The organism is Sinomicrobium endophyticum (assembly GCF_052983315.1).
The window spans coordinates 172,998-186,563 of record NZ_JBRKIS010000022.1; the positions used below are offsets into that span (position 1 = coordinate 172,998).

At 42.2% G+C, this 13,566-nt stretch carries 12 protein-coding genes; 1 reads left to right on the plus strand and 11 read right to left on the minus strand.

Features of this window, described 5'->3' with window-relative positions; translation table 11 throughout:
- Positions 1-12: 12 nt before the first annotated feature.
- From ACVBDU_RS07870 to ACVBDU_RS07920, 11 genes are all read right to left on the minus strand, one after another.
- Positions 13-759: an SH3 domain-containing protein gene (locus ACVBDU_RS07870; protein ID WP_447179211.1), complete on the minus strand. Its 747-nt coding sequence runs from the start codon at positions 757-759 to the stop codon at positions 13-15.
- A complete protein-coding gene (locus ACVBDU_RS07875; protein WP_447179212.1) occupies positions 722-2,128 on the minus strand; it encodes a LysM peptidoglycan-binding domain-containing protein in 1,407 nt (468 codons plus the stop codon). The genes ACVBDU_RS07870 and ACVBDU_RS07875 overlap by 38 nt, the downstream gene beginning before the upstream one ends.
- Entirely contained in the window at positions 2,112-2,285 is a 174-nt protein-coding gene (locus ACVBDU_RS07880) for a hypothetical protein (protein ID WP_447179213.1), read from the minus strand. Before ACVBDU_RS07880 ends, ACVBDU_RS07875 begins: the two co-directional genes overlap by 17 nt.
- 1 nt (position 2,286) lies before the next feature.
- Positions 2,287-4,125: a type VI secretion system Vgr family protein gene (locus ACVBDU_RS07885; RefSeq protein WP_447179214.1), complete on the minus strand. Its 1,839-nt coding sequence runs from the start codon at positions 4,123-4,125 to the stop codon at positions 2,287-2,289.
- A gap of 17 nt (positions 4,126-4,142) precedes the next feature.
- Positions 4,143-4,646, minus strand: a complete 504-nt coding sequence (locus ACVBDU_RS07890; protein WP_447179215.1) for a DUF6843 domain-containing protein — start codon at positions 4,644-4,646, stop codon at positions 4,143-4,145.
- On the minus strand, positions 4,636-5,418 hold the full coding sequence (locus ACVBDU_RS07895) for a hypothetical protein (RefSeq protein ID WP_447179216.1): 783 nt from the start codon (positions 5,416-5,418) through the stop codon (positions 4,636-4,638). The genes ACVBDU_RS07890 and ACVBDU_RS07895 overlap by 11 nt, the downstream gene beginning before the upstream one ends.
- An 11-nt stretch (positions 5,419-5,429) precedes the next feature.
- Positions 5,430-5,825, minus strand: a complete 396-nt coding sequence (gene tssD, locus ACVBDU_RS07900; protein WP_447179217.1) for a type VI secretion system tube protein TssD — start codon at positions 5,823-5,825, stop codon at positions 5,430-5,432.
- Positions 5,826-6,254: 429 nt separating this feature from the next.
- The gene (gene tssD, locus ACVBDU_RS07905) at positions 6,255-6,641 is read right to left on the minus strand and encodes a type VI secretion system tube protein TssD (RefSeq protein ID WP_123218295.1); all 387 of its coding nucleotides are present in this window, start codon (positions 6,639-6,641) and stop codon (positions 6,255-6,257) included.
- 380 nt (positions 6,642-7,021) lie between these two features.
- Positions 7,022-8,329: a TolC family protein gene (locus ACVBDU_RS07910; RefSeq protein WP_447179218.1), complete on the minus strand. Its 1,308-nt coding sequence runs from the start codon at positions 8,327-8,329 to the stop codon at positions 7,022-7,024.
- An 11-nt stretch (positions 8,330-8,340) separates the two neighbouring features.
- Entirely contained in the window at positions 8,341-11,412 is a 3,072-nt protein-coding gene (locus ACVBDU_RS07915; RefSeq protein ID WP_447179219.1) for an efflux RND transporter permease subunit, read from the minus strand.
- Positions 11,413-11,435: 23 nt separating this feature from the next.
- Positions 11,436-12,491, minus strand: coding sequence for an efflux RND transporter periplasmic adaptor subunit (locus tag ACVBDU_RS07920; protein WP_447179220.1), 1,056 nt, complete (start codon positions 12,489-12,491; stop codon positions 11,436-11,438).
- Positions 12,492-12,834: 343 nt separating this feature from the next.
- Between ACVBDU_RS07920 and ACVBDU_RS07925 the strand changes: the two genes are divergently transcribed.
- Positions 12,835-13,365, plus strand: coding sequence for a DUF6252 domain-containing protein (locus ACVBDU_RS07925; protein ID WP_447179221.1), 531 nt, complete (start codon positions 12,835-12,837; stop codon positions 13,363-13,365).
- Positions 13,366-13,566: the final 201 nt, after the last annotated feature.

Here is a 13,566-nt window from a genome sequence, read left to right on the forward strand (position 1 = left end):
ATGTTTGCTTTTTTAAATCTTAATCAACCTGCTTTTATGAATATACCCCTCCGATGTTCCGTATTGTACTTCCCACCATTCTCCTGAATCATTGAGAACATTAACTTTTTCTTTATTTTTCACTTTCTCAATAACAGGAGTATCAACCCCTTTTCCTTTTCTTAAGTTGGTATATCCATCAGGGTCATTTATTCTATATATCGCAACCCTTAAAATCTTATTCATTATTTTTTCTTTACAAGAATCCATTTCCTGATTGCTATTAATGTCTTGGAATATTCCTTGAACATCTTCTTTTGAAATCGCTTCATTGTCTTTATAAAACGTAACTGCATCAATAAATACCTTTTCCATATTAGCTGAATTTCCAGCACATAGATACCGGATAGTCTCCGTAGGAGTTGTTTTAAAAACGGTAAATACAACATCTACATAAGTTTCCGCATCTGCACCATCTACTAAAGGGGATAAAGAATCCAATAACATTAAACTATTTATGAGATCGTCATTAAATTCTGATTTTATGTTAGTCAAAAGTCCTAACAAATAAGAATCGTTATCCTTGATACATTTTTTTATTTCTTTAAAATGATTTACTGCATAATCTATGTTGTTCTGTCCCTCATTACAGGAAAATTTTTCTGTAATAGTCTCACTATTTTTATCTTGTAATTTTCTTTCAGAATTATTTGTTACCTCATTTTTTTTACATGAGGAAACACTAATTATCAAGCATATCAGTGTAATAATTACTCTCATTTCGGTAATATTTTTGGTTAACAATCCCTTTTTCCAAAACATCTTCATCACTTTCTTCTCCATTTAATTTTTCAGAATCTGATGGTATAAAATATTTTTCGGAATCACTATCATATTCTAAATCATTCCTTACATATATATAATAATCTTCAATATCTTCTGAATTCAATTCCTCTATTTTTTCCTTCAGTGTTTTAATAGCATCATCAAAAACTCTTAAACATCCGCCCGTATTCCATAAATAAGGATTATTATAATCCGCTTGTCTACCACCATGAATTTGTATTTCTTCTCTACCTGCCGCTTTTGCTTCTCCTGATTCGTAAGTCATGTCTAATCTAGAATTAGAGCCATATATGGTTGAACTTCCGTCTTTTCTCCACTGTTCAAACTTATATGTACCTGTAGGCGTATCTCCCATTTTTTGAGTCCTTGATCCACCTATTTTACTTGAAAATCCTTGACCTCTAACTATTGTTCTCCAATATTCCTCTCCATTACCATTTAACAAAACTAAAACCCCATATCCCATTTCAGATCTGTCGTCGTATAAATGAACTTCAATTGACCAACCTTCTTTCAGTCCACCTAACTCAAACCACTCCCCCTCTTCATTCAAAAACACATTGCTCTTGTCCGTTCCTCTATATGTAATTTCTCCTTCTGCCTGGGCTTCCACCTCAATAGACAGGAGACTTTTTATTGCTTCTCCGTATTCCGGTTCCCATCCTTCTTTAGTAATCATTCTGTCATAGCTTTCCGGGGATATGCTCCGTTGCCCGTCGGTATATCCCATAACTTCCTTTTCTCCGAGTTTTTCGCGCCATTCTTCCAATGTTTCATCTTCCTTGGGGCGGAGTTTTACCTTGGCATAACGATGTGTTCCTTTTAAGTTTTCTTCTTCCGGCTCACAGAGTTCTATAGTGGTTATCTCACTTTCATCCTGCAATACGGGAAGCGTCCCTCCATCGGTAAGCAAAGCCTCTTTTTCTTTCAGCGTTACCTGTATACTGTTTACGATACCGAAATGCTCCGCTACAATATACACCTCATCTCCTACATTGCCGTTTTTTATCTTTTCAAAACTCGTTCTTTCACCGGTTTTTGTCCGGCTGGTTATACTTAACGTATCCCCGACACTGATAACGGTAGATGTCAACCCGTTTTCCTCCATGATATCCTGGTAGGAAACACCTTCATAATTACCGGCTATTTTGGAGAGATTATCCCCCGATACCACGGTATATTCCTCCGTAGTTTCTTCAAGGATATCTTCCGTTTTTTTTTGGGCAAAATAAGCCGTTCGTACAACTATGGTCACAGGTAGAACTCCCGGGCTATAATCTCCAAAACTAACGCTTGTTCCCATTGGACACTATTTTTTTATTACTGGTCAGCGTCAGATCAGAGCTAATAGCTTCCACATTGATCTTATTGGCTATTTTTTCCATCTTCCCGCCTACCTTTAAATTGTAAGCGTTGTTTACGGCAACAGTAATCTGTTGTGCCTGCTTGATTATGGCCATATCAGAATAGTTTGGATTTTTCTGCGCTATTGAACTCTATGGTACTGCCGCTTTGCATGGTCATGTTTTCTCCTTCGCTGAACAGGCTTATCTCATTGGCGATTTCGTTGGAAGTACTGGACTGTCTTAAGAAATCATTCTCCACTATTTCTGTTCTTTCATCCGACATTTCGGTTATGGTTCCCGCTGCACTCTGACTAATATCCTTACCGGCAGTAACCGCAATATCTTCATTGGCCGAATTTGTCATATTTCCACCGGCGCTGACACTTACATCTTTACCAGCAGATATCGTTACATTCTCTCCGGCCACCAGGTTAAAATTCTTAGGGGCATTAACGCTGATATTCCCATCCCCGTCCATAAACCAGGTATTCCCCGAAGGATCTTCGATAAAGATGCTGCCCTCGGCATCGTTCATCTTTATTTTGGTGCCGCTGCGGCTGTGTATTACTTTGAGATCGTTATTTGACGTCGCATATCCGCTTTTCTGGTTTCCGTTATACATGGTGCCTACTACATAAGGTTTCTCTGCATTTCCACCTTCGTAAGCCACCAGGACTTCTTCTCCTGCTTCGGGAATAAAATAAAATCCTTTGTTTCCGCCGCCGTGAGGCTGTACCATCCGTATCCACGGGCTTTCGTAATCCCAGTGGAACTTTACTTTTACACGACCCAGCCCTTTGGGGTCGTTATTGTCGGTCACTACGGCAGGCTGGGTTTCTGCTACGGGCGGATTCAGTACATCGGTATACGGAGGAGCTTCTACCGTATCGGGTACTGCATTGAATTCATTGGTATAATTACCGGTTTCATCACATATATGGGTTATGGCAGTGATGTAGTAGCTCCCGAAAGAATCTTCTTTTACCCCATCGGCCATGTCACCGGTCAGGGAGAACATCGGTTCTTTTATACTCACTATATCCCCGAGACGCAAACCGGTTTCGGTGGAAACTCCTTTGGCTACAACCAAACCGGCCGCACGGCCGTGCAATTGTGTTTTTACCCTGTCGTGCAAATGGCTTTGGGCATTACCCGCGCTTATCGGGTGATGATAATACATGGAAGCCCCGTTATCCGTAAAGACTTTTTTGGAAGCCCGGACCATAGCCTGTGCCAATCCCCTGGTCTCATATCCTACTTCCCCGGAGCTTATGGTTTGGGTCTGTGCATTGTCGGGATCATACCCGGTATATTGAAAACTCAATGGCTTTATACTCATATGCCGGTTGAATTTGGTAATATTCTGGCCATAAACCAGGGAAAAAGATTCGGATTTAGGCCGTCCGAATACCAACTCGGCACCGTTGTAATAAAACCATTCTCCTTTTTTCCCGGCCATACGACAAAGAAATCCGAAATCACTTTCCTTATATTGCACGGTATAATCGAGAGCGGTATCCCTGCTGATCTGCAGGTTCAGGTTCATGCTTTCTTTTAGTGACCCGAGCGTATCCTGTACAATGGCCGACAACTCTTTACCGATGTGCGACCTGGTATTGGGAACGCCATCCAGTTTCACCGTGGGGCTTGTCCCGGAGATAACGATCTCTCCTGCAGCCCCCCTGCTCCGGTCCACACTGACATCGGTGATGAGTCCTTTGAACACTAATGGAGAAGTTTCTTTCTGAAGGCTCTTGGATTTTATTTCTATATGAACAGGTTGTCCCATATAATCCTGGGCTTTATCAATAGCCTGGGATATAAATTCTTTAGGCAAAGATTGTTTTATCGAAAAAACATGATGTGCCCGGAGTTGCTGTGCGATGACAATCGTAGAAAACCTGGTTAACAGTTCTCCGTTTATAGCTATCCTGATATTGGTCTGTATGGCCATAATACAATGTGTTTATGTTATAAACCTTCCCTGGTTTGTGAGGTATCCACTAATTTTACAATGTCAAGATTTTCGGCTTCTTCATAAGCCTCATCTATCTGATCTTTGGTGCCTATGTAGTATTGCACAAATCTAATTCCCTTTTTCCCTTCACTATCTCTACTGGCATAACCACTAGATCCGCCTGTAGCTATTACAGTATCCGCAGGAAGTTCCCTGTCCATAGTAAACCGAATTTCATTTTCCTGATCGATATTCCGATAATAAAATTTTGGGAAATCCGACCAGCCCGGGTTAGTTGGAAATTTTGACAACAATATCCCGTTCGAAGGTATCCTGTATATTCGGGCTTTATCCTTGTATTCCTTTTCTGCTCCGTTTTCCTGATCGTAAATAACCAAAATATAGCCGGTATAATTTTCCGGCACTACGAATATAGCTTCCTCACCGGACGGTCCGCACCCTGCAAAAACGGATAGTGCTACAAACAATAACACCGGGATGTTAATTTTAAAATTCATCCTGAATATATTTATTCCATTCGTCAATAGTATAGGTCTGATCACCCTGACAGACACTAGTAAAATTACCATTACTGTCAAACATGATTTGCATATCTACATTAAACAGCGGATTTTTATTATCCCTGAAAAGACTGTGTATTCCCCCGGACTCCTGCTTTGCTCCTAAAAACACTTTGGTCATTCCCGACTGGTCTACCACAAAAGCTTCGGCGCTGGGAAAACTGTCTCCCGTAAAAGAGCCTTTGATGATCAACATACCTTTCTCCTGGTCTTCTGTTACGGATAAAGTGGAATGTACATCAAGGCTTGGGGTTATAAAGCCTGGTGTAAGAGGGTCTTTGCCATAGTGGTGAAAGTCAAAAGATGCTGTCCCTCCGGAAAAAACCTTATCGCTAATCCTGGATTTTGGAATTCCTTCATCCACCCGTGGAGGAACGTATGGCTGCCCAGGCACAGGAGGAGTTCCATAGAACAATGTGAAGTCACTTCTGGACTGCGGGTCGGTAATCATACCTTCCATGGGGTCAACTATAAAAGTACTCCTTACTCTGGAGGTAACATTTTCACCTATATCCAAAGAAGGCCCTCTCCCATCTCCCCTGAAAAACACTCCTGTAGTCGGAGAAGCTATAAAAGATCGTATATGGATCCGCCACGGCCATTCTCCATGGCTATAAAGTGTAAAATTTAAAACTCCGCGATAGCCTACACGGGACAATTCTTCGATCCATCCCAAAGCCTCTTCGGCAGCATGTACACTTATATCCATAATTCTATCATTTATAATGCTACCGGCCAGTTCTTGTCGAACCGGGAACCATTGATAGTAATCTCCTTGGCGACAATAGTAATTTCTGCCCGCATAGGTAAAGAATCATCCGCATCAAAAAGCTCCTCATACGCTACACAATAAGCTTTTTTAAATTGCAGCCCCCTCATTTTAGACATTCCGTCCCTTCGGTAAAATACAAACTCGCCGTCCCTTACCTGGCTCGGGTTCCGCATCCAGTCAAAGAGCGAAGTACTTTTCGTCAGTTCCACTAACACACGAATACGCCCGCCCCTGGGGTCGGCTGCCGGTCTGTCGCTATGGTCCGTATCCTGAACCATAGACATTCTGTACCGCAGTACAACCATTTCTTCGCCATCAATGGTCAGTTTTGATAAAAAACTCATAATTAAAGTATTATTTCTGTACAGATTGTGTTTAATTTCTCTATAAAAGTACGCTTTTATACTATTGCCCTATATCCCCGAAACCCGGTATTTTCCATGTACATATTTCAATGCTGTTGGTATACATTTTCACAACTCCGGGCATCCTTTAAAAAAGAACTCCGGGAGTCAATTTCGTACACTACGCGTAGCATGCAAATTACGGGCAGGTATACTATCTGAAAAGTTAATAACCCTGTGCATCCGTATATTCCGAATATAGGAAACCCTCGGTCTCATCCGGAAAACAGCACTACAACTTTTCGGACAATTTTTATAATATAAGTATGTAAGATTTGGGGGGCAGGGTAAATAAAGAGGACGGGGCACCATCCTCTTTTTTAGTAATATTTGATCGGCTCGCTTATTACTGTAATCGGAATGAGCGGTTTACACCCATTCGTTAATGTGCTCTCCGCCACCGCTGGCAACAGCACGGCATGATATGGTAAATGTTTCTGTTAAAGGATTGTCTCCGGAAGCGTCGAAGTTCTCTTTATACTTCACCAGGTAGCCCTCGGTGAAATTCACTTCCCTGAGTTTTGCATCGGTGTCCCGCTTGATATAGGTAATTACACCGTTTTTGCGTTCAAAGTTATTTGTCATCCATTCGAAGAAGAAAGAATCTCCTGTGGATTCCACGGTAAGGTTAATCCTCCCGCCGCGGGTTATTGATGAAGGACGCCCTGTGGCATCCACTTCCTGTGCCAAATCGTAATTAGCACTTAAAATGTTGACTTTTTTCCCGCCAACAGATAATGTTGCTTTAAATGACATACTACTAAAAATTTAAAAATTAAGGTTAACTACTAAAAATACCAAATCAAATACTGAGCTATATACAGCCTGCAAGATATTAAATACGAACGTATTATACAAAATATGATATTAAGAAAGTGTTGTCTTTACGTTTTCCTGCGTAGGAATTACTTTATGAGCAACAGGGTAAAAAGACTGAATACCGGGGAAATGCCCCCTGAAAAGAAGAAAAAAATAAGTTGTATTTTTTTATATTTTTTATACAAAATGCGACTTTAAAGCATACATATTGTCGCATTTAAAAAGCAATTACCGGCCATATATCCCCACAAAAAAGCTTATCCTGAAGAAATCTATGGACAAACCCACAGGTTCGGGCTTTTACTTGTAAAGGCATATCAGAATGATAAGCTACCGGAAATGGCTTTCAGGGTAATCTCGGATAATTTAGCCTGTAGTACTGCTTCACTATGTCTTAGCCTGGCATTGATATAATTGAGTTGTGCTGTCCTGAACTCCATCGTGGGAATGGTACCTATTTTATATTTTTCCATAGTAATGTCCAGGTTTTCTTTGGCTATATTTTCGTTTCCTTGCTCCAAAACGATAAGTTCCAGGTTGGTTTGATAGGTCTGAAAAGCAGTGCCCAATTGCGATAACAGCGCCTGTTTCTGCTGCTCGATCATCAATTGATTGTTGTCGATAGCTATTTTGGCTATCTTTTCGTTGCGGTTCTGGTTGAATCCGTCAAAGACATTCAGGCTTACGCTAAAACCGTAATTCCAGCCGTTGGATGATGAATTGGTAACAAAACCGAGACTGGATTCCGTTCTGGAAAAATTATACCCGGTCGAGGCTACTATCGTAGGGTAACGCGCTGCCTTTACCTGCCTGAGTTCCAGTTCTGCGATTTGTTTATTAATAACCTGGGCGAGCAGTTCGGGGTTGCGTTCTTTGGCGAGGACTTCGAGCTCCGGTAAAAACAAATTTTTGTCCACATCAATTTCATCCACCACCTGAAAATTGGTTTTACTGTCACGAGCCAGAAGTTCATTGAGTTGTATTTTGGTGTTGTTATAAGACTCCTCTTGTTTTAATCTGAGTGTCTGGTCCGTATTCAGATCGACTTTGGCATTCAGAAGTTCGAGTTTTGAAGCTTTACCGATGATAAACCGGTTTTCCGCAAGCTCCACCCGCTGTCTGGAAATGACCAAAGTGCTGTCCAGCACTGCCAGTTGCTGTTGTTGCTGCACCACATCGTAATACGTTATCAGTACATTACTCACATTGGTCAGTATGGCTCTTTTCAACTCTGTACTTCCCAATTTTTCCAATTCCCGAAGCTGTTCGTGCCGGGCGAACATTCTCAAACCGTCAAAAACAGTCCAATCCAGAGCCACACCATAGTTAAGGTTATTATTCTTTGCATTGGACAAAGACATCTCCGTTCCGTCTGTCCTTGTCTGGTCCAGGCTCTGGATACTATTATTATCGTTCAGGACCAGGTTGACCTGCGGAAGCATTCCGGCAAATCCGGCACTTACTCCCAACTGATCGGATTCATAAGAATTTTCGGCAAGGCGGATATCATAATTGTTCTCCAGGGTGATTCTTATCGCATCTTCCGGAGTAAGTATCTCCTGGGCCCTTCCTTTCATGATAAGGATTCCGAAAATGAAATATATGGACAGTATTCGTTTACTCATGACATTATTTTTTACGCAGCATCAAGTTCCGGACGATGTTTTTTATCCCTGGACCACAGGGCATAAATCGCCGGGATCACAAAAAGTGTCAGTATCAGCGAGAACAGGGAGCCTCCGATAACAACCACTCCCATACCTATCCTGCTGGTAGAGGCAGCTCCCAGGGAAAGAGCAATAGGCAATGCTCCTAATATAATGGTTAGGCTGGTCATTAATATAGGACGTAAGCGCGACTCGGATGCTTCGATAATGGCCTGTGATTTTGGCATCCCCTCTTCCCGGAGCTGATTTGCAAATTCCACGATAAGAATACCGTTCTTGGTAACAAGCCCTATAAGCATAATGGTACCTATCTGACTGAATATATTCCAGGTTTCTCCCCAAAGCCACAACGAGAACAAGGCCCCGGCAACAGCCATGGGAACGGTAAGAATGATGATAAACGGATCTATAAAGCTTTCGAACTGTGCTGCCAGAATCAGGAAAATAAGCAATAAAGCAAGCCCGAAAGCGTAAGAAGTATTGGAACTGCTTTCCACAAAATCCCGCGATTCACCTCCGAGATCCGTAGTAAAAGATTCGTCCAGTACCTTTTCCCGGATCCTTTCCATGGCTTCTATACCATCGCCAATAGCTTTCCCGTTGGCCAGGTTGGCAGAGACAGTAGCGGACAGGTAGCGATTGTGGTGATATAACTGAGGCGGACTACTGTGTTCACTTATGTTGACCAGATTGTCCAACTGAATGAGTTGCCCGTTTTTATTTCTCACAAAAATAGAAGTCAGGTTTATGGGGGCATTCCTGTCTTTTTTGTCGAATTGCCCGATTACCTGGTATTGCTTACCATTCATCAGGAAATAACCGAAACGTTGTCCGCTTAGCGACAATTGCAGGGTTTGCGCCACATCAAGAACGGAGACTCCCATACTTTCCGCTTTTTGCCTGTCGATATTCACATAAATTTCAGGTTTGTTGAATTTAAGATTCACATCGGTAAAGGAAAATGTAGGGTCTTTTTCCACTTCCTCCATAAATTCCGGAATCTTTTCTTTTAACTTCTCAAAATTAGGCGCCTGGATAATATATTGAATAGGCGGGCCACCGCGGCGGTTTACGGAAATAGTAGGTTTTTGCGAAACACTTGTTTTTGCCCCTACATATTTTTTTGCCCACGCACCTAATGCCACCGCAATTTCGTGCTGGGATCTGTCCCGTTCTTCAGGCGGCACCAGGGCTATATGGGCACGTCCGCTGTTTACGGAAGAGGTACCAAAACCAGGGGACGTAAGCACCAAACTTACTTTTTTTTCCGGGATGGAATCATTGATAAGTTTTGTTATCTCTGTCATATACCTATCCATATACTCATAGGACGAACCCTCGGGAGCCGTAACATTGAGACTTACAAAACTCCGGTCTTCATACGGGGCAGTCTCTTTGGGCAGAAGGGTATAAAACAACCATGTAAGTCCCAGGCAGGCAAACAGGACAGGAAAGCTAAGCCATTTTCGCTTCATAAACTCCTGAAGAGCGCTGGCATAACCTTTATTCATCATTACAAAATAAGGTTCGGTGATATTGTAGAATTTCGATTGTTTCTGCTTACCGGGTTTCATCAGATAAGCGTTGAGCATAGGAGTAAGTGTCAGGGAAACAAAAGCAGAAATGAGTACGGCAGCTCCCAGAACCACGCCGAATTCCCGGAACAACCTCCCTACAAAACCTTCGAGAAAGATGACGGGCAGGAATACCGCCGCCAGTGTAACGGAGATCGAGATCACCGCAAAAAATATCTCATTAGAGCCTTTTATGGCGGCTTCTATGGGGCTCATGCCTTCCTCTACCTTTTTATAAATATTTTCCGTAACCACAATGCCGTCATCTACCACCAGGCCTGTTGCCAGTACAATAGCGAGAAGCGTCAGTACATTGACAGAATACCCTAACAACCACATAATAAAGAACGTTCCGATAAGAGACACGGGGATATCCAGAAGGGGGCGTAAAGCTATAGACCAGTTACGGAAGAAGAGAAAAATAACCAGTATCACCAGGACAACGGAAATAAGTAAAGTTTCCGCGACTTCTTCCACGGCCCTTTTTACAAAAACCGTATCGTCTATGACCACATTCAGTTTAAATCCTTCGGGAAGGTCTTTGCGGAGTTTTTCGTATTCCGCATAAAAGGCCTCCGCTATTTCCAGGTAATTGGTTCCGGGCTGTGGAATTACGGCTACGGCAACCATCGGCTGTCCGGAATCACTCATCTTGGTCTCCATGTTCTCCCCTTCCAGAGCAGCTTTTCCCACATCACTGAAACGCACAATTCTTTCCCCTTCCGCACGGATAATAATATTGTCGAATTCTTCTTCCGTAGAAAGGTTTCCTATGGTTCTTACCGTCAGTTCCGTATTATCTCCTGTCAGCTTTCCGGAAGGCAATTCGACGTTCTGAGCCAGCAAGGCACTTCTGACATCGCCTACGGTTACCCCGTAAGAAGCCATTTTTACCGGGTTGATCCACAAACGCATGGCGTATTTGCGCTGCCCCCATATCTGCACACTACTCACTCCCGGAATAGTCTGTACCCTTTGGGCAATTACATTATCTGCATAATCGGAGAGTTCCAGAATATTTTTAGTATCGCTCTGTACGGTCATGGAAATGATACGCTCGGCATCGGCATCGGCTTTGGTTACTACCGGGGGAGCATCTATGTCCTCCGGCAGGTTCCGCACTGCCTGCGATACTTTATCGCGAACATCATTGGCTGCTTCTTCAAGGTTTTTATCCAGGTTAAACTCAATGCTTATCCGGCTGGATCCCTGGGTACTGGAAGAGGTTATATTTCGGATACCGTCAATAGAATTAATTGCTTTTTCAAGAGGCTCCGTGATCTGGGATTCGATAATATCTGCATTCGCACCGGCGTAATTGGTCTGTACGGAAACCTGTGCAGGGTCTATAGACGGAAATTCACGTATTCCCAGGTACATATAACCAATAATCCCGAAAAGGATAATGAGAATATTCATTACCAGGGCCAGGACCGGGCGTTTGATACTTATAGTGGATAGATTCATCGGGATCGGGTGGTCTGTATCGGTTAATTATCTAGTGTTACTTCTACCGGTGTACCGTTATCCAGCGCCATGATACCATAGGTTAAGATCGTATCTCCCGGTTTTAGCCCGGAAATAACGCGCACATCACGGTTAGTGCGCGAACCGGTTATAACTTCGATACCTTTAGCTTTACCATCCTGAACAACAAAGATCTTCTTTCCGTTCTGAATAGGAATCAGTGCCTCCGTTGGAACCATCAATGCATCCGGAACTATTTCCAGGGGAAAATTGACATTTACAAACATGCCGGGATACAGGACACCTTCACTATTATCTACAATAGCCCTCATTTTTAATGTTCGTGTGGTAACCTCAACTTCCGGTTCTATAGCATAAATCCTTGCGGTAAAATGCTTTTCCGCATCTGAAGCAGTAAACGTGAATGTGCTGTTAACTTTCATCCGGGAAATGTATTTTTCCGGAATGGAGAAGGTAAGTTTTAATTTCTCCGTATTTACAAGTTTTGCAATAATAGTAGTAGGCGTAACATAGGTACCTTTGGATATATTCCGAAGACCAATAGTACCGGAAAACGGTGCTCTGACGGAAGTTTTGAAAAGCTGTGCGGAGATGAGCTCCGCCTCTGCTGTTGCCGATTGGTAATCGGCACTGGCTATATCGTATTCTTCCTGGCTTATAGCTTGTTTTTCCAGAAGTAGTTTTGCCCTTCTCTCATTTTCGGCTGCCAGTTTTTTTGCAGTCTGCACTTTGGAAAGCTGTGCTTTCAGTTCGATATCATTTACCTTAAAAAGCTCCTGTCCCTGCGTAACGGTGGTCCCTTCCCGGAAAAAAATATTCTCTACTATTCCGGAAACCTCACTGCGGATATCGATCTGCTCATTAGCTTCCAGGGAACCGGAAAGAAAAAGCTGGTCTTCAAACTTCTGAGGTTTTAAAACCATTCCGGCTATTTTTAAAGGAGATCCTGAAGATTTTTGAGGATTGTTACTCGCAGGATTATTTTTATTGATCCTATAAGCTATAAGGCCGACGAGCCCAACCCCCAAAAGGCCGAAAACAATCGTTCGTATTTTCATACAATAGATTAGGTTAGTTATTTTGTTGAGTTAGTCTGTAACAGCATTGCTGGTAAATGACAGGTCAAAAACATTTTTCAGCATTGCAATAATAAGACTTTATGGACCCACAATGGTTTAATATGATTTTAAAATTACCGGGTTTCACATTTTTTTAAGAAAAAAGTCTTAAATATCTGACTTGGTTTCTTTCTTTTGCGCTATACCTCTCCACCCTCTCCCATTCAAATATTATGCATACATAATAAAGCAAATCCCAAAACTGTCCTACATTAGTTCTGTTTAAGCTACAATACATAGAAGTTTTTACATATATTTCCGTTCTATTTAAAAAAATCAAACAATGAACAGGTTGTTCCATATCAGCTTTATTACAGCACTGACTATTATCTTACTTTTATTTGCATGTAACACTGATGACGAAGATGAAAATTCTCCCAAATACCCGGAGCAGTATATAACCGCACAGGTGAATGATACTATTTTTGAAAGTTATCCTGCCGGAGATGTGAAAGTATACTATAGCGAATATCGGGGTGAGGTCCTGCGGAGGGCATTACATATTTCCGCAAAAAACCTTCGAGGCAATATATTGAAACTGGATATTACAGATTATGACGATTCCGGGACATATACTTTTTTTCCGGATGATAATTACACCAACTCCTGCCGCTATGTAAAAAGCAACAGGTCGGACAGTCCTTACTGGCCCACAAACGTTCCTGAAGGAAGTGGTAGCATTACAATCAGAATGCTGGAGAACGGTTATGCCGAAGGGACATTTTCTTTTACTGCTTACAACGAGAAGCAGGAGAATAAAAAAATAGCCGTCAAAAATGGTAAATTCCTGGTAAAAATTCCGGGGATGCCATAGTAAAGGATAGAGGTGCATCGGGATATTCGGACAGCAGGTCCCGGAAAATTGGTTTGTAAGTTGGTTAGCCACGGATGTTTTTAGACGGATTACCGGCGAAATCTATAAATGAATATAACGATGAAGAAGAGAAAAAGAGCGGGAGACGAGATTTGCTTCGCCCTGGACCGGGGTAAACTTCTCCTCTGGAAAAAGGCTTTA